The sequence below is a fragment of the Legionella sp. km772 genome, from assembly GCF_003989735.1.
Lineage (GTDB): Bacteria > Pseudomonadota > Gammaproteobacteria > Legionellales > Legionellaceae > Legionella.
This window is the reverse complement of record NZ_RZGQ01000051.1, coordinates 1-17,622: the sequence shown is the minus strand read 5'-3', so window position 1 is coordinate 17,622 and position 17,622 is coordinate 1. Positions and strand designations below refer to the sequence as shown.

Here is a 17,622-nt window from a genome sequence, read left to right as displayed (position 1 = left end):
GTTAGAACAAACGAAACAACAACTTGCAAGCCTTAAACTTAATGGCTTTCTCGCAGCTTTAGAAGAGCAATGCGCTCATCCACCTCACCAGCTCTCCTTTGAGGAACGCTTGTCCTTATTAGTAGATAGGGAAATAGTGCAACGGGACAATCAAAGACTCAAGAACCGCCTAAAGCAAGCCAAACTAAAACCCAATTGTTCCATGGAGCAAATTGACTATCAGACCACAAGAACCTTAAAGAAAACCCAGGTTCTTGCGTTAAGCAATTTGGCTTGGGTTAAACTAAGTCGAAGTGTTTTGATTACTGGGCCAACAGGCATTGGTAAGACCTTTATTGCACAATCATTAGCGCACAAGGCTTGCCTGAACGGCTACTCAGCACGCTACTATCGCCTATTACACCTCATGCATGATCTGACTGTCGCTTATCATGAGGGGAACCTGACTCGTTTCTTGGCCTCAATCAACAAGGCTGATGTACTCGTGATTGATGATTTTGGTATGTTGGTTATGGATGCTGAACAGAAAAGACTGCTGCTTGAGCTTCTGGAGCAGCGCTATGAGCAAAGAGCTACCATCATTACCAGCCAATTAGCCATTGAAGACTGGTATGAATACATCAACGACCCCCTCATTGCCGATGCCATTTTGGACCGAATCATTCATCATGCTGAAAAAATTGTTATCGATGGAGAATCATTACGTAGAAATAAACCCATTGCAGAGTCACAATAATCCTGCGGATAGGTACACCAAAACACTCTGCCACATACCGCGTAGTCTGTGAGTCAGCATGGACAACTTCCTTGTTGCCCACACAGCCCTCACAGACTCTCGCGACTTAACGCAAAACCATGGATAACTTGCTGCGTTCACCTAATCCCAAGGCGCAACGCTACGCAAGTTATCCACCGTTTTGCTTTAGTACAGTACTTCATGTTATTAAAAAACTAGCGCTTCGCGAAAAAAGCATCGACATTGTTCCGACTCTTCCCTAAAATCTCCGCATCGCTGCAGATTGAGTGCAGTGATCATTTTCAGTGAAATCACTGATCGATTTCGAGTGAAATAGGTGATCGTTTAAAGTGAAACGAGTGATCGAATTCAGTGAAATACGCACGTACACAAAGAATTTAGGATCTCAAATTGACAGTCAGCAAAAGCACTCTGACCTTGAGGACCCAATATTGACCCAAGTGTTCTACCGATGGTCAATTCCAAGCCAAAATCAGCATCAACAAAACGCCAACCAAGATGTTCGGCTAAAGTCTTTGCCAGTAAGCCTTTACCGGCACCGGGTTGGCCAATAATAAAAATTCTTTCTATTTGTTTCATGAACTGCTCCAATAATTAATCTTATTAATTATACAAATAGAACAAAATTTAACACAATACGTAGAACTACCTAGCGTTAGTGGGGTAATTCAGCAAAATGAGCGAGCTCGCTTAACTTATCTTCCCAGGAGGCCCGGCTTGCATAAAAAATATGCGCGGTTGGTTCTAAAAGGCTAGGCTCATCTAAGCTACCCGCTGGCAAGACAACCTGGTTTTGCTCTTCTTGACGAGGCAAGGGGCTCCCACACAGTTTACAAAAATTTCGTTTCTTTCTCGTATTTTTTAACGCAAAAGAACTGATGTTTTCTTCACCCTTTTCCCAACTAAGCTCAGCTGCCCTAAAAAAGACAGACGCACCATGGGTGGTACCGCTTTCTTTTCTACACCGACTACAATGACATAAATACATCGCAGAGGGTTCACCCTTAATAGTAAAGTTGCAAGCCCCGCATAAACATTGACCTGTATAGTGAGTCATTACGAGATGTTTCCTTAAAAGATTTATTGATAATCATAATAGCTTAAATAGCTGTGATAATTCACTTCATAATGCTTACTGTCTTGATATTCTAATAAGGCTTTATTAATGAGGCTTAAGAGGGGGGCATTATCGCGACTTATGGCTATGCCAAATCCGATACCATAATTTATAGGCTCTCCTAGCACACTTAAAACACCAGAGGAACGAGATTGCCAATAGAGGGCTGAGGGATTATCCATTAAGCCTACATGAATTTCGCCTTTATTTAAGGCATCTACTAAGGTATTTAAATTAACGAAAGAAACAATCTCAGGGTTTTCTATTCCTACATGCTTGATGAGTTCCGGAAATACAGAGCCTTTAATTATACCGATTTTTTTATTAGTAAGTGATTTGGCCTCAAAGGTTGAATTTAACTGCTTAGGACCAATAAAACGTGCATAACTCAATAAATAAGGCAATGAAAAATTAAATAACTCGGCACGATTTGCAGTAATCGTGATGGAACTTGCTGCCACATCGGCTTGCTTGTTTTGCACGGTATTAAGTACATTATCAAAGGAAGTAGGGATAAATCGACAAGGCCTTTTAATTGACTGACAAATATATTCCATCATCGCAATATCATAGCCATACAATTGCTGATTTGCCCCTTGCATTACAAACGGTGGACTAAAATTAGCAACAGCTACTTTTAAAGGCGAAACCACTTGAGCGAGACAAGAGGTGCTAATGAACACACTAAATGATAATAAAAAAGATAAAAACCTCATCGATCCTCCTATTTTTCTCCATCTATAGCTTTATTATAGCAAATGCACGCACCTCACTCAGCCCTTAGTTGCCCGAGCAAGGATTAGGAACTTGGGTTTTTAATTTAATCATCTAGATTAGCTGTAATTGAAGTAACCACTTTATCCGTAAAATAAACTCGGTAAATAAAATCTTCTGGTGAGGCTTGGTAAGTCCACACCTCCGTAAGATAAGGAGCAGATCCATAGATAGCACCATTCGCATTATATAAAGGCTGAGAAGTACTTAAGGTTTCTTTGTTTTTAGGATCGCCACATTTTTGCTCTACTTGATCTTGAGTATCACCTTCATAAACTAAGCTGCCTTGGCACCTCAAAGCCCAACTGCTCCCAGCCAAGGAGAAGAGTATAAAAAAACAGAGTAGTCGTTTCATAATACTTAGTTAAGAATCACCCTAGCCTAAGTATAGCAGGAAATAAGGACTCATTAATCCGGCCGCACTTCCGCCAAATAAATAGAGGTTTTCCCTTCATGAGCAGAATAATAACTAACCCATAAGTGCTCATCATAATAAACAAGGCCAGGGTAACTCGTATCACCTCCTGAAGGCAAAGCCAAGATTTCCCTAAACTGGCCGGTATCTGGGTGCAAGTATCCTAAAGAGGTTCGTATAGGCTCATCATATAATCGAACAGCGGCTATCAAACGCCCATCAGGAAGGGCGATTAAATGAGGACCGCCAATGCGTAGGGTTAAATCCTTCCATATCCATTGCTTATAAGGAGGAGCTGCAATACCTAGTAAACCATTTGCCTTTTCTCTGCGTAATAGACAATAAGCTTGGTCTTCATAAAAAATTAACGAGGCCTCATTAGGACTGCCTTCCTCAATCAAGTTTTCGGCAAGGATGGCGAACTCATCCGCGTTTTGGTTAGAGTACAGGCGAATTGAAGTAGCAAGCCCATCACAACGATAAGCCATACTATAAGCCACATTCTTATGCCAGGTAATACGCCATAACCAATAATTTAAATCACCTATTTTTTTTCCCTCAGACCAGGAGGCACCATCCTCTGAAAACCAAGCAAAAGATTGATAATTACGTTTATTATCCTTTCTAACTAATTCAAAGCCGCAAAGCATTAAACGCTTATCTGGCGTAATACTTAACTTACCATCGCGTAAGTCACAGGGAGCAGTAATCAAAGCGACTGAGACCCAAGTCTTAGCATCTGCAGAGCGGATGATCCTTAAAGCACCATTGGCGGAATGATGGGTTTCAGCCTCCCGAAACACACAAAACCACTGCCCCTTAAAACGAATAAGATCCGTAAATGCATTATGAGGAGCATAATCCCAAATTTTCTGTACCTGAACCAGCTTCATAAATGCCTCATATTTAAGCAGATTATTTAATATAGCATAGCATTTGCTAATACTACTGTTGGATAATAAGCAATGAAGTTCATTATTTATACTAAAAATGGTATGCTAAACAGGTCAAAATAATTTAATAAAGGCCCTGTCTTGTCTCGTACCCAACGTCTTTTAGATCTTCTCCAACTCTTACGGCAACACCGCTATCCAATTAGTGGAAAAGCACTGGCTGAGCGATTAAATATTAGCCTACGTACTCTGTACAGAGACATAGCGACTTTACAATCACAAGGAGCTGCAATTGAAGGTGAGCCGGGTTTGGGTTATGTGTTACGCCCAGGGTTCATGCTCCCTCCCCTAATGTTTTCTGAAGAAGAAATTGAAGCCTTAGTGCTTGGTTCTCGTTGGGTGGCGCGACGAGCGGATGACAAACTTCAAACCGCTGCCAAAAATGCTTTAGCCAAAATTTCTGCGGTATTGCCCGCGCCGCTTCGCTATCAATTAGAATCATCAGGCTTAATGATTGGTCCCACCAAAACACAATACAGCAATGGACATGACATTTTAATTCGTTATGCCATTCGCAGAGAATTTAAACTAAAACTAAGTTATATCGATCTTAATGAACACTCATCGCAACGAATTATTTGGCCTTTAGCACTTGGTTTTTTTGATGAAGTTCGCATGGTTATTGCGTGGTGTGAATTAAGAGAGGATTTCCGCCATTTTCGTACGGATAGAATCAAAGAGGTGACTGTGGTGGAAAAGCCCATAGATAAGCGCCGCCAAAGTCTTTTAAAGCAATGGCGTGAGCTACACAGCATCCCAGAACAGTAGAATGGTACTGACAAAAACTGTCACCCCCAACCATTACACTTTTTTCGATTAACCTCTAAATGAACCAGGAGATCGAAGATGTTAGAACCCAGTGATATGATTATCTATGTTAATAATTTGGCAAAAAGCAGCGTGTTTTATCAAGATTTACTAGGCCTGCACCCCCAAGAGCATTCACCAAGCTTTGCTCTATTTAAACTCCGTAATGGGCTTGGCTTAGGATTGAAAGAGAAGCATACAGTCCATCCAGCGGCAGAAGGCTTAAATGGCTATGAATTGGCTTTTACTATGCCTAATCCCACCGAAGTGGATACTTTATTTTTAAAATGGCAAGCAAAAGGCATTCACTTTGCCCAAACACCTACCGAAGTCTCCTTCGGATATACTTTTTTAGCTTTAGACCCAGACAACAACAGATTACGGGTTCTATCTCGCTAATAGCGATGGTTCTTAGTTTGATTTGATGGCTTAGCAAGAGGGGCCGAACAGCCCCTTCAGATACAAAGCAGGAGGGTCACCACTCCCCTAATTCAATTTTTCTTATAGTTGTCACTTAATCCTCTATTGATGTTATAGTAATACTATTGCCTTCATGACCGAGTAAGCGGATAGGATGCCTTACTCAGGTATAACAGGAGTAAACATGGTAGGACTGGTGCAAAAACTGCTTTTTAGCATGATAAGAACAATGGCAGGCGAAGAAGTGTTAGCGCAAATCAAACAGCAAGCAGGGATTCCACCAGCGCAAGAATACCAGATGAATAATGTCTACTCTGATGAAGAATGGCAGCGTTTAGTCAGAGTAACCTTTAGTGTTTTAGGCATGAATGAAGAACAAGGCAATGAAGCTTTCGCCGCTTATTTTTTAAAAGAAACCATTCAACGCTTCCCCACCTGGTTTTCTATGTCTAAAAACTCCTATGAATTTTTATCCATGCAACCGACCATTCATAATTGTTTTGCCACCAGTGTTCTGGATAAAACATCGCGTGAAGCAATTAATGATAAATTTAGAATTGAACAACTACCCAATAAACTAATTACCCACTATCGTTCTCCTAACCAGCATTGCTTATTATATTTGCATCTAGCTCAAAAAGTAGTGCAACATTTTCAGGACGAAGCCCTTATTGAGGAAAAAATGTGCATGAAACAGGGGGCTTCTAAATGTGAAATTCACATTAATTGGACCAAATTAGGGACATCTAATGAAAGACTCAGTAGCTGATGACGCCTTTTTATTTTTTCGCCAGAAAGTTAATGAAATTGCCGATCATCTATGTAAAGGGGTAAAAGGGGAGTTTGATTTCACCATTGCTTTAGAAACCGATGATGAGGTTTTACAAAAGCTTTGTTTGCTCATTAATTTTGTGCTCGATTCGGCGCGCCGGGCCTTAAGTGATGTGCGCACCCAAAATAAAAAATTGATGGACTTAGATCATTTAAAGTCTGATTTTATTGCTAACATTAGTCATGAATTACGTACTCCCTTAACTTTATTGCTTGAACCACTGGACTTTTTACTTCATGACCCCGACCTTAAACTTTCCGCAACTCATTTAGATAATTTGCGTCGTATTCAACGCAACGCTGCAAGACTCCATCTCCATGTTAATGATTTATTAGATTTTGCTAAATTTGATGCCAAAGAATTTACTCTGCGAAATACGCGCTTTGATCTTAATGAGCTCCTTACTCAATTAATTGATGATGCACAAGGTCTAGCCAAAGAGCGTCATATTACCTTAAAACTCCAAACCCATTCCAATCTTGAGCCTATTTTTGGTGATCAACAAGTATGGGAGAAAATTGTTCTCAATTTGCTGAGTAATGCCTTAAAATTTACTCCTGAAGCAGGCACTATTGCAATTAAGCTGTTCCCTAAAAATAATTCCATTGTCCTGGTAGTAAAAGACTCCGGTATAGGCATTGAGCAAGAACACCTTCCTCATATCTTTGAACGATTTTATCAAATTGACTCCTCCACTGGAATAGGTTTAGCCTTAGTCAAACAATTTGTGGATTTAATGCAAGGAAGGATTGAGGTAGAAAGCCAAGTGGGACAAGGGACTTGCTTTACCTTAACTATCCCCCAAAATAATGAACCTATTCAACCCGTGCAAGAATTGCCGATTACGGACAAACATAGCCCGACAAGCCTGTGGTACTTGAGCCAGGACATTCCAACTGGCGCAAAAATTCCTGCCGAAAAAAATAAAAAGACCAGTAAACCTTTAATCCTTATTGCTGATGATAGTCAAGACATGCGTCTTTATATGAATGCCCTGTTGGAAGATCAATTTGAAATTCTTTTAGCCGAAAATGGCGAGGAAGCACTTAAAGTCATTCTCTCCTCAAAACCACAAGTTATTTTAACCGATGCAATGATGCCCTGTATGGACGGCTATCAATTAATTAAAATAGTAAAATCGAACCCTAGTATTAAACATATCCCCATTATTTTAATTACCGCAAAAACCGGTGAGCTATCAGCCGTGAGCGGTTTAGAAATTGGGGCTGATGATTATTTATCAAAACCCTTCTCGCCCCAAGAATTAGTAGCACGGATTCAAGCCTCACTACGCACGTTTAATGATTATATCGCGATTGCAGAAACCAATGAGCGCTTAAAAAAAGAAATTGAGGAGCGAAAAAAACTCGAATTAAAAAATAATGAATTAAATGCTCAATTAGTCTCTGCCGCCCGACAAGCCGGTATGGCTGATATTGCAACCAGCGTGTTACATAATATTGGTAATGTTTTAAATAGTGCCAATATTTCCGTTTCATTGGTTAGTCATCAAATTAAATACTCCAAATTAGCCGATTTAGTTAAATTATCATCGCTGTTAGAACTTCACCAAGATGACTTAAGCGCCTTTTTAACTGAAAATGAACAAGGTAGGCATGTCCTTCCCTACATTAAGCTTCTTACCCAAGCCTGGAAGGAGGACTGCGACCTCTTAACCACCGAAATGCTCGGACTGAGTAAAAATATCGATCATATTAAAAACATCATTATGCAACAGCAATCCTTAAGCGGAACTATTGGTTTCCAAGAAAAAATATCTATTCCTGAATGTATTGAGCATTGCATTGCCCTTAATATAACCCAAAACACCCAGATAAAAATAAGCCGCGATTATCGTTTAGAACGTCCCGTTACTATTGATAAAGTTAAATTGATGCAAATTATCGTTAACCTGATTAAAAACAGTATTGATGCCATTCAAGAGCAAAATCCTCCGGCTGCACAATTAATTCTGCGCACCTATGAAAAAAATAAAGCCTGTTTTATTATTGAAGTCAGTGACAATGGAGTGGGCATAGCCAAAAAAAACATGACTAAACTGTTTTCCTACAGCTTTACCACTAAAAAAACCGGCCATGGTTTTGGCCTCCATGCCAGCGCAATTTCCGCCCAGGAAATGGGAGGAAAATTGTCTGTAAGCTCTAAAGGTGTGGGTAAAGGAGCAAGCTTTACGCTGGAGTTACCCTATGATTTAAAGCGTGAATAAATAATGAACATTATAGAAATCCAACTTGCTCAACTTTCTATTCCACTAATACGGCCTTTCATCACCGCTGTACGTCGTACAGAATGTGTTAATGATGTCATAGTCATGCTTAAAACCGATGGCGGTGCTATAGGTTATGGCTCTGCTGCTTCAACACCTGCCATTACTGGCGACAGTACTGAGTCCATAATCCAAGCCATTAATACGATTTTAGGCCCTCAATTGCTCGGGCGTTCTATTGTCGAACTCAATCATTTACTCGACATGACCCATCAAGCAATGCCTGGCAACACTTCTGCCAAAGCTGCAGTCGATATCGCTTTGCATGATTTATTTGCGCAATACTGTGGCCTACCTCTTTACCAATTATTGGGTGGTCACAAAAATACTGTGGAATCTTGCATTACCATTAGTGTTAAAAATGCTGAAGAAATGGTAAGTGACGCCTTAGAGTTTGTGCAGCAAGGTTATAAAACCCTAAAAATTAAATTGGGGTTAAATCCCTATGAAGACCAACAACGGATCTCAGCTATTCGCCACGCATTGGGCAACGAGGTTTCTTTGTTGGTTGATGCTAATCAGGGCTGGTCCTATGAGGACAGCGTGCACATGATCCGTTTTTTTGAGGCTCAACACTTAAATATCGAATTAGTGGAACAACCAGTCGTCGCCAGCGACAGAACGTCTTTAAAAAAAATCAAAACGGCAATGACCTCTGGGCTCATTGCTGATGAAGCCTGCTTCTCCCCGGAAGATGTATTAAATTTAGTCCATTTAGATGCTTGCCATGGGATTAATATCAAATTAATGAAATCCGCAGGCCTTGCCAAAGCGCAAGCTATTTACCACATTGCTAAAACAGCGCAAATGCAAATTATGGTAGGATGTATGTTAGAGTCCCCCATAGGAATTGCTGCTATTAGCAGCTTTGCTGCGAGTAAAACAGATATTTTATATGCGGATCTGGATCCCCTCTTTTTAATTCGTGAAAACTATGTTTTGGGCGGCGCACAAAAACTTGGTAATAAGGTCGTTCTTAGTGAACAACCAGGTCTTGGTATTGCAGGTATTGCTCAAGGTTTAAATTTTATAGGGACGATTGCTTAATGTGCTCCTACTTTGAGCTGGCTAGCCTATCGATTATTATCCTCTATGTCTTCCTGTTGTTTCGCAATATGGATCCCTTAATCGCCACTGCGATTTGTGTAGGACTTGGTTTTTTATGGAATTGGGATAATCCTCTCACTATTGGCAATACTTTAGCCAATGCTTTGGGTTCATTTATGGCCTTAGTCGGATTCATTATTATGCTGGGGCGTGGCCTAGGTGAAGTGTTAACCTATACCCGAGTAAGTCATACCCTAGTGCATCATATCGTCTATGGCATTGGAGTTAATACCCAACGACGAGCCAAATTGGGTATTATCCTTTCCTCCTTCACGATAGTTGGCTTACTGGGGACGCTCGCGGGTGGATTAGCAATTATTGCACCGAGTTTAAGGCCTGTTGCAGGTTCCGTCGGCTTGTCCCGTCCCTCTTTAGCTGTATTAATGCAAGCCTCAGCCGAAGAGGCCTTAATCCTTGGCCCTTTTGCTCCGCCCGTTGTTGCCTTATTGGGTATTACGGGTTTAAATTATGCCCAAGTCGTTTTATACGCCGCTTTGCCTATTGCATTAATAACCTTGATTACGACCTGGTTTATGGCCAACCGTTTGCAACAACAATACTCAGAGAAATTATGCGATAATGGGGACTCTGCAGAGCCCTTTATTCCAACTCTACAACAAAACCGCAGTACTCTATTCTTTTTAGTCGCTTTTTTGGTGTGTGTCTTGTATGGTTTGCTTAATCTAGCCAAAACCTCTTATGTTATTTTCGTGATGCTTTTTTTGGCCTTGAGCGTAGGCTTGGTGAGCAAATTAACCATTAAAACCATTAGTAATTTATTAATTCAAGGCATGCAAAAAAGCTTACATCTCTTTTTTTTATTTATATTATTCGACCCTTTTATGCTTCTAATCCAGCAAGCAGGCGGCTTTCAAGCTTTAACAGCATGTTTAAAGCCCTTAATTCAGGTGGGAGGAAAACCCATTTTATCCATCTTAATTGGCTTTACTGGAGCCTTTGGTATGCCCGGTGCTGCTGAAGCTACGATCAAAATGCTGCATCAATTATTTAACCCTGCAGTGATTGAAATGCAACTTCCTGTGCTTAGTTTTGCCTTGGCGATGATTTTCGCAACGCGGGTTACTAATTATGCCTATCCCGGCGCCAACATGTTTGCGGCCATGGGTTTTGCGGGTAGTGAAAATGTAAAAGCGATGCTGAAAAATGGGCTTGCAGTGACCTTAGTCCAGGTTCTTTTTTTAATCATTTATAGTCTATTCTTATAGGAAGAGAGAGTAAGATATCATGATGATTTTTATCCTTAACAATTTGATGATGCTTACCATCTTAATGGTAGTCCTCTTGAATATTATGGCTTACTGGTTTATTAGCGATGTGTGGATTGCCTGGATTGTTGCTAGCTTTTTTTCTCCTATTATCGTCTTTTTGTGCTTTGGACTTATTGTCTTTTTAAATTCCATTTCCGGTTTAATTTTAATACCTCTGCTTTATAGCCTACCTTTTGTTTTTTTAATCCTGGGTTTAGGTAGTGCTTTATTGATCTGGATAATTCGTTATTAAATGAAACATCGTATTGTCATCCCTATAAAAATAGCTTACCTTACAAAGAGTTAGAGCCCAAAAAAGGAAGCAAATCCCATGGACAAAACAAAAAAATGGCTTAGCGCCCTAGCCTTTCTCAGTGCAAGCTCGTTCGGAGTACATGCAGACGCACCACCATCTAGTTATATGCCAGTGGTTATTAAAGAAGATTTTCAATCCATCGTAAAAAAAATGGAAGCGGATAAAGCAGACATTTTAAAACGCCACCAGGACCTTCTAAACCAACGTTATGACTTGAGTAATCATCCATCAAAAACAGTAACCATGAATGGTGGTAAACCGGTGCAAGAAGGGGTGAGAGTAAAATTACCCACAGGCGTTACTTGGGAGGAGCTTGCGAAAATGACTCCTGATGAGATAAAAACTAAAGGCGTATTCCCTAAAGGCTTTCTTCCTTTGCCCCACCCCAATCAAGCGGAGGGCGGGATGTTATTTCCAAAATTCGAAATTGATGAGCTCAAAAAACAAGAGCAACGAGACCTAACTCGTTTTGATTTGGATTTTGATACGCCCGATCATTTCCTCCCTAATTTTCCTGCACCAATCTATTTAACTACCCATCCCGAATTAGGCGATGTGTCGCAAGGAAAAGTGGTTACACTTTTTAATTATTTTGACTTATTTAATGGCTTATTGAATCCCAAGCAATTAGAAGGTTTACGTTTATTACTTACCCCCTTCCCGCAACAACAGTTTAACCAAACAGATGACCGAAGAACCCTTATTCCAAGCCGCGGTGTAGCTTGTTTAGATTGTCATACCAATGGCCATACGAATAAAGCCACCCATTTAGTCGGTGATATAAGACCACAAGATCACCGCCATCGTATTAACACGCCTAGTTTACGCGGCCTTAATATCCAGCGCCTGTTCGGCTCACAAAGAGCATTAAAAACCGTCGAGGATTTTACGGAATTTGAGCAAAGAGCGGCTTATTTTGATGGAGATCCAGTCATTGCGACTAAAAAAGGCGTAAATATTCTTGAGCGCGGCAGTCAAGTCCATTTCATGGCAGAATTCCAAGCAATACTCGATTTTCCTCCCGCACCTAAATTAAAATGGGATGGCAAATTAGATCCCAAAAAAGCCAGCGAATCTGAGTTACGCGGCCAAGAGTTATTCTTCGGGAAAGCGCAATGCGCAACCTGCCACACCCCACCTTATTACACCGATAACACTATGCATAACTTACAAGCAGAACGTTTCTTTAAACCCGAACTGGTCAATGGGCTCATGGAATTAGGTGATGGCCCGATTAAAACCTTCCCCTTACGAGGCATTAAAGACAGCCCGCCTTATTTGCATGATGGACGATTATTAACTTTGGATGATACGGTTGAATATTTCAACCTTATCCTGGAGTTGCAACTCAATAAACAAGAGAAACAAGATTTAGTTGCTTTTATGCAGGCTTTATAAGATATTAAATTGAGTTAAGCCAGAGCTTATTTCCCCGTTCCGCGGCTCGTCTGCGGGATCCCTGGATGATAAGGTCATAGCACGCTTGGCTATTCGCTCGTTGCGGAGCTAGTCTTGGGCTTAACTTAAAAAACCTCTTGCACATGCAGGAAGCTCATTTCTGGATTACCAGATAAAGGATTAGTCATGTTAAAACGCCTTAGTATTTCCTTTCTTTTATTTACTTCGGTTTGTTCCGCCCAAGAGCGCGAAATAGCAATTACTATTGATGATCTACCTCTGGTAGCATCAAGAATGAATAATGCAGCTAATCGACAACGTTCAACTGAACGATTCACGTCTATTGTACAAGCTTTTGAAAAATATAAAGTACCAGCAACCGGCTTTGTCATTGCAGGAGCGATAGCCAAAGGCCAATGGGCCTTTCTTGAGCAATTTAAAGCAGCAGGCTTAATGCTAGGGAATCATACTTATTCCCACTATAATTTGAATACGATGAGTGCAGAAAAATACATTTCTGATATTGCCCGTGCAGATAAAATTCTTGCTCCTATTTTAAGCACCCCTAAATATTTCCGTTATCCTTATTTAGCTGAAGGCAATAAAAAGACCAAACCTAAAGTACTGGCCTATTTGCAAGACCACGATTACATTGTGGCACCAGTGACTATCGACAGTAAAGATTTTGCCTTTAACGAACGTCTTTATAAGGTTCCTTTTCGCTCCCGGGAACAATACATAAAAAAACTAAAACCAGAATATCTAGCGTATATTTGGAAGCAAACCTTAAGAGCCGAAAAAAACTCCCCTTCATCGGATGCAAAACAAATTTTATTAATTCATGCGAATCTTTTAAACAGTTATGTATTAGAAGATATTTTAGAGATGTACCAAAAAAATGGCTATAAATTCATAAGCCTAACTGATGCCTTAAAAAATCCTGCCCCGCCCCTTCTTTTCCCAGTCAAGGAAAAAGAAGATAAAGCAGAAACTTATCTGGAAAACGGTTTTCTTACCTACCCACTGAGTTAAGCGCAACAGCCTAGTTTCGGTTATAGAGCTAGGCATCATAGCGAAGAAACGTTGTTTATCTATGCAACAAAGCCGTATCGCAATGAGGATATTTTTTTATCTTTTTATTAGGGCATGTTGACAATTCCCACGCCTAGGTGCCTCGGCACGTAGGTGGGGACAATTATCAACTCGCCATAAAAATGACCTAGCTTTCAACGCTTAGCTTAGAAGCAAACCAGCTTAAAGAGCCACAGAGATCTATCAAATCGCAATAAAAAATATTAATTATACTTAACCAATTCACGCAAGACGGTTGTCGCATAAGTACCTGCTGGTAAAGAAAAGGATAAAGTAATATTTCCTCCATCGATTTCATAAGTTAATTGCTCTACATGCAAAATATTAGCTCGCCATGCCTCTTCCAGCCCTTGTTGTTCTAGACCACTAAGCCATGTTTGCCATTCGGCGTAAATATTTTGAATGAGTGCCTCAGCTTGCCCTTTAACTTTATTTTTAGTTTTTCCAGGCAAAGGGCTTGCGGGAGATAGATCTTTATCTTTAACGCGTTGCAACAAGAGTTCATCAATTTGCTCGGCAACAAAAATGCTATTAGACCCATTCAATTGCAGCACATCGCCGGGGATTAGGGTATTCCAAGTTCCATGTTCTACCCTTTTTGCCAAAATCAGATTAAACAACCAGGAGCGGGCCGCTGAATAATAGAGCCCACGTAAAAATTTATCTTTTACTTTGCGTCCTTGGACTAAGACCTCTTCAGCACGAATTAAATTAGCACCTTGGCGGCCAAAACGTTGTTCACCAAAATAATTAGGCACGCCACCCTTCATTATCTTTTGCACTCGCTCTTTAAAATCATCAATATCACTTACATCCTGTAAGCGAATAATAAATTGATTTCCGGTTAGAAAACCCGGTTTTAATTTTTTATTATGACGGGTGCAGGCAAGAATGCGCCAACCAGGGGCAGAAAGCTGTGCAATGCCAGGTATTTCCTCCCCTGGGGCATGGACACTCAACCACTGGGTAGTCAAAGCTTGCTTATCTTTTAATCCTGCATAACTGATTAGTTTAGGTGATTTATTAATAAGACGCGCTAAAGAACGGATCACCTCTTCAGTATTTAAGCCACGCTTTTCAATTTTAAGCAGGATGTGTTCACCCTCCCCCGAAAAGGCTTCTTTAAAAAATTCATTAACTTGAAAATCCTCAGGAGTCGCTTTGAATTGAGCGCTTGATTCAGGGCCACCATAAGCATAGGGGTAATTTAGTGAATACATAATAATAAATAAAAAAAAGGAGAGTATAACAAAACTCTCCATTTTCTCTAAGGGCAGAGTAGGCTTTTATTACATTCTTCTTGAAGTAGGAGGAGCACTATCAGGAGCCATTTCTGGCGTTTTTTCAACTATCACTCGACAAACTGCCGGAAATTCCTTATTACCGTGCACAAATTCATAGTCTATCCATGCGACATCTTTTTCTAATCGCTTTTGAGTAGCCTGCAAGTTCTTTATTTTCTCTTCGAGATCAAACCTATAGCGGGGAATAATAGAGAATTGTTGCCTTGCTAAATGACGCTCAGCGCCATTGCCTGGCAAGCTGGTTTGGAGCTCTTCATTGCGTTTCTCTGCATCGCTAATGTCTTGTCTATTTTTTTCAAGTTGAGCTTGGAGTTCGCTTATTTGAGAAGGAATTAACTCAAGCTGCGCCCTTGCTTCTCTACGGTTTTTGCTTTCTTTATCATAAAAAGCTTGCATCCTGTCCTTAAGATGTAAGAGTTCATCTATAGTGCGTTGTCGACAACGCGATTCAATTTGATCCACTGGCATTGGTAAAGGATGACCCATCCGAGGATCAGGTATAGTAAAAAAAGGCATCATTAGGACCTATAAAATTTAAAGTTGAACAATAACTCATTTTTATGACAAAAACAAACCCATTTAAGGCAAAAAACACCCTTAAAGGACAATAAAGGGAAATATGCAGCAAAAAATACTATACTTGATCTACAAGCTGAAAGTTTGGGATAAAAAAAGGTATTGCTTAACCTTAAAAATACCCAACGCCTAGAAGTTAATATTCGGATTCAACTCAATCATTAATAGTACAAGGAAGGTGATTAATGTGTGTCGATTTGTAGCCTATATAGGAAAAAATATTTTATTATCTGACATCCTCGTTAAACCCGAGCATTCTCTTATAAAGCAAAGTTTGTTATCCAGGGAATCAAGAACGGTGACCAATGGCGATGGTTTCGGCTTAGGATGGTATACAACCTTTTCTAAAAGCCCTGCCTTATTCACCTCCCTGTTTCCAGCCTGGAATGATCGGAATTTAGCCTACTTAGCAAAAAAAACCAAAGCACCCCTCTTTTTCGGCCATGTACGCGCAGCAAGTAGCGGTGGTATCTCCCAATTTAATTGCCATCCGTTTTTATATAAAAATTGGATGTTTATGCATAATGGTTGGCTGCCTTCTTTTGAAAAAATAAAGCGCGAATTTTTAAATTTATTAGATGATGACCTGTATAAATGGGTCAAAGGAAGCACCGATTCAGAACTTATTTTTGCCTTGTTTTTACAATTAGCTAAAAAGCATCAACATCATAAGCTCTTTGATATTGTCGCAGTACTAGAAGAAACTTTTTCGCTGATCATTTCTATTATTAAAAACCATCAAAATAAAGCGGTCGCTCATTTAAATATTTGTATCAGTGATGGCAAACGTTTAGTGGCTTCTCGTTACTGTAATTCGAAATACGTCAAGCCAGAAACCATGTATGTCCATCTTGGTCAGCAATCCCTAGAAGGAAAAACTGAAGCGCAATCGGTAATTGTCGCTTCCGAAAAATTAAGTAAATCCAGAAAAGACTGGAAACTAATTCCTAGTAACAATTGTATAGTGATAGAACCGAATTTAGCTATTGCCATTCAACCACTAAATATCAATCTAAATTAGTATGGGGGAAGCATGCATTTATGTAAAAATAAAAATTATGAAGTGAGTCCACAATTGTTTAAGACCTATTTGACTAAAGAAACTAAGCTTTTAGAAAAATGGTTTGATAAAAAATACTTTAGCAACCAAGGCTTCCAAGCAGGGACTGAAATAGAATTTTTGATGCTGGATAAAAATTATCAACTTAGCCCCCATAATGGGTCTTTTGTCAAACAATTAAATGAACCTTTAGTTGATCTAGAAGCGGGGGTTTCCCAAATTGAAATGAATAGCCCCGCCTTAGCCATAAATGGTGATTTTTTGTCTTCCTTGCATCGCACTAGTTTATCCTTATGGGAAAAATGCTGTACTTTGGCGCAAAAAGAAAATTACCACCTAGCCCTTATTGGCTCTATGCCCCATGCAGCTAAGAATTGTGCTAATTGGGATTACATTACTCCGCAAGATGATTATTATTTAATGAATGCTCGAACTCTTGAACATTCAAAAAATAAAACCTTAAGCATTGATATTATCGGGCCGGGTGATGATTTACACCTAAAACCTCAGTCTTTAGCAATTGAGGGTTTAATTTGCTCATTTCAATTACATTTGGCGGTACAGCAAAAACAAGCAGCTGCCTATTATAATGCTATCCAAAGTCTATCAGCTCCTCTATTAGCCTTATCGAGCAATGCGCCTTATTTTTTTAAAAAGCATACTTGGAGCGAATCCAGGATTGCCATTTTTGAACAATTATATCATTTTCCTTTTCCTTGTAAGGATACCGTATTTTTTGAGCCTCAGTTTTTAAAAAATTCCCTTTTTGAACTGTTTCAAAAAAATATCCAGAATTATCCTTTCTTAGTGCCGATAATCGATGATGAATTTAAAGATCATATGAGTCATGTGAGACGACAAAATAGTTGTATTTTTCGCTGGAATAGACCCATTATTGATTTTAACCAGCAAGACCAACCCTATTTACGCATTGAACATCGTTCTTTATCCAGTGGTCCTACGATTATTGATATGATTGCCAATGCTGCATTTTTTTATGGTATTGTTTATTATTTTGTTACTCACTCATGTTACGCACATAAACTTGTAGTTTGACTAAAAAGCATTAGAATTCCGCCCTTAATTTTAGGGAGGGAATTAAATGGATATGCTTGATCTTTATAGTGATTATTTGATTT

20 protein-coding genes are annotated in these 17,622 nt (G+C 39.7%); 13 read left to right on the top strand and 7 right to left on the bottom strand.

Annotated elements, in window-relative coordinates; all coding sequences use genetic code 11:
- Both istB and ELY15_RS16090 read left to right on the top strand, forming a co-directional pair.
- The coding region (istB, locus tag ELY15_RS07300) for an IS21-like element helper ATPase IstB (RefSeq protein ID WP_127099004.1) at positions 1-736 on the top strand (736 nt) is incomplete at its 5' end.
- Positions 737-855: 119 nt separating this feature from the next.
- Positions 856-999 carry a hypothetical protein gene (locus ELY15_RS16090; protein ID WP_158617429.1) on the top strand — a complete coding sequence of 48 codons (144 nt, stop codon included), beginning with the start codon at positions 856-858 and terminating at the stop codon, positions 997-999.
- Between the two features lie 106 nt (positions 1,000-1,105).
- On the opposite strand, the gene ELY15_RS07295 is transcribed toward ELY15_RS16090, so the two are convergent.
- From ELY15_RS07295 to ELY15_RS07275, 5 genes are all read right to left on the bottom strand, one after another.
- Entirely contained in the window at positions 1,106-1,336 is a 231-nt protein-coding gene (locus tag ELY15_RS07295; RefSeq protein WP_127099003.1) for a shikimate kinase, read from the bottom strand.
- A gap of 76 nt (positions 1,337-1,412) precedes the next feature.
- Positions 1,413-1,814, bottom strand: a complete 402-nt coding sequence (locus ELY15_RS07290; RefSeq protein ID WP_127099002.1) for a GFA family protein — start codon at positions 1,812-1,814, stop codon at positions 1,413-1,415.
- Positions 1,815-1,837: 23 nt separating this feature from the next.
- A complete protein-coding gene (locus ELY15_RS07285) occupies positions 1,838-2,590 on the bottom strand; it encodes a transporter substrate-binding domain-containing protein (RefSeq protein WP_127099001.1) in 753 nt (250 codons plus the stop codon).
- A 104-nt stretch (positions 2,591-2,694) separates the two neighbouring features.
- Complete coding sequence (locus tag ELY15_RS07280; RefSeq protein WP_127099000.1) at positions 2,695-3,003, bottom strand: DUF2845 domain-containing protein; 309 nt, start codon at positions 3,001-3,003, stop codon at positions 2,695-2,697.
- A 53-nt stretch (positions 3,004-3,056) separates the two neighbouring features.
- Positions 3,057-3,956 (bottom strand): exo-alpha-sialidase, encoded by a 900-nt coding sequence (locus ELY15_RS07275; protein WP_127098999.1) that lies wholly within the window; start codon positions 3,954-3,956, stop codon positions 3,057-3,059.
- Positions 3,957-4,097: 141 nt separating this feature from the next.
- Here ELY15_RS07275 and ELY15_RS07270 point away from each other — a divergent pair, with 141 nt between their 5' ends.
- The 9 genes from ELY15_RS07270 to ELY15_RS07230 all read left to right on the top strand — a co-directional run bounded on the left by ELY15_RS07270 (position 4,098) and on the right by ELY15_RS07230 (position 13,483).
- Positions 4,098-4,784 (top strand): YafY family protein, encoded by a 687-nt coding sequence (locus tag ELY15_RS07270; RefSeq protein WP_127098998.1) that lies wholly within the window; start codon positions 4,098-4,100, stop codon positions 4,782-4,784.
- Positions 4,785-4,862: 78 nt separating this feature from the next.
- Positions 4,863-5,222 (top strand): VOC family protein, encoded by a 360-nt coding sequence (locus ELY15_RS07265; RefSeq protein WP_127098997.1) that lies wholly within the window; start codon positions 4,863-4,865, stop codon positions 5,220-5,222.
- A 205-nt stretch (positions 5,223-5,427) separates the two neighbouring features.
- Positions 5,428-6,012, top strand: a complete 585-nt coding sequence (locus ELY15_RS07260; protein WP_158617428.1) for a heme NO-binding domain-containing protein — start codon at positions 5,428-5,430, stop codon at positions 6,010-6,012.
- Positions 5,993-8,302: an ATP-binding protein gene (locus tag ELY15_RS07255; RefSeq protein ID WP_127098995.1), complete on the top strand. Its 2,310-nt coding sequence runs from the start codon at positions 5,993-5,995 to the stop codon at positions 8,300-8,302. Before ELY15_RS07260 ends, ELY15_RS07255 begins: the two co-directional genes overlap by 20 nt.
- A 3-nt stretch (positions 8,303-8,305) precedes the next feature.
- Entirely contained in the window at positions 8,306-9,409 is a 1,104-nt protein-coding gene (locus tag ELY15_RS07250) for a dipeptide epimerase (RefSeq protein WP_127098994.1), read from the top strand.
- Positions 9,409-10,695 carry a Na+/H+ antiporter NhaC family protein gene (locus ELY15_RS07245; RefSeq protein ID WP_127098993.1) on the top strand — a complete coding sequence of 429 codons (1,287 nt, stop codon included), beginning with the start codon at positions 9,409-9,411 and terminating at the stop codon, positions 10,693-10,695. The genes ELY15_RS07250 and ELY15_RS07245 overlap by 1 nt, the downstream gene beginning before the upstream one ends.
- 19 nt (positions 10,696-10,714) lie before the next feature.
- The gene (locus tag ELY15_RS07240; protein ID WP_127098992.1) at positions 10,715-10,990 is read left to right on the top strand and encodes a hypothetical protein; all 276 of its coding nucleotides are present in this window, start codon (positions 10,715-10,717) and stop codon (positions 10,988-10,990) included.
- A gap of 78 nt (positions 10,991-11,068) precedes the next feature.
- Positions 11,069-12,451: a cytochrome B6 gene (locus ELY15_RS07235; protein ID WP_127098991.1), complete on the top strand. Its 1,383-nt coding sequence runs from the start codon at positions 11,069-11,071 to the stop codon at positions 12,449-12,451.
- 186 nt (positions 12,452-12,637) lie between these two features.
- Positions 12,638-13,483, top strand: coding sequence for a polysaccharide deacetylase family protein (locus tag ELY15_RS07230; RefSeq protein ID WP_127098990.1), 846 nt, complete (start codon positions 12,638-12,640; stop codon positions 13,481-13,483).
- A 263-nt stretch (positions 13,484-13,746) separates the two neighbouring features.
- On the opposite strand, the gene truD is transcribed toward ELY15_RS07230, so the two are convergent.
- Together truD and ELY15_RS07220 are read right to left on the bottom strand one after the other, a co-directional pair.
- Positions 13,747-14,763: a tRNA pseudouridine(13) synthase TruD gene (gene truD / locus ELY15_RS07225; protein ID WP_127099005.1), complete on the bottom strand. Its 1,017-nt coding sequence runs from the start codon at positions 14,761-14,763 to the stop codon at positions 13,747-13,749.
- 69 nt (positions 14,764-14,832) lie between these two features.
- Positions 14,833-15,366: a hypothetical protein gene (locus ELY15_RS07220; protein ID WP_148111230.1), complete on the bottom strand. Its 534-nt coding sequence runs from the start codon at positions 15,364-15,366 to the stop codon at positions 14,833-14,835.
- Between the two features lie 244 nt (positions 15,367-15,610).
- On the opposite strand from ELY15_RS07220, the gene ELY15_RS07215 reads away from it, so the two are divergent.
- Both ELY15_RS07215 and ELY15_RS07210 read left to right on the top strand, forming a co-directional pair.
- Positions 15,611-16,444 carry a class II glutamine amidotransferase gene (locus ELY15_RS07215; protein ID WP_127098988.1) on the top strand — a complete coding sequence of 278 codons (834 nt, stop codon included), beginning with the start codon at positions 15,611-15,613 and terminating at the stop codon, positions 16,442-16,444.
- Positions 16,445-16,456: 12 nt separating this feature from the next.
- The gene (locus ELY15_RS07210) at positions 16,457-17,539 is read left to right on the top strand and encodes a hypothetical protein (RefSeq protein ID WP_127098987.1); all 1,083 of its coding nucleotides are present in this window, start codon (positions 16,457-16,459) and stop codon (positions 17,537-17,539) included.
- The last annotated feature ends 83 nt before the right edge of the window (positions 17,540-17,622 follow it).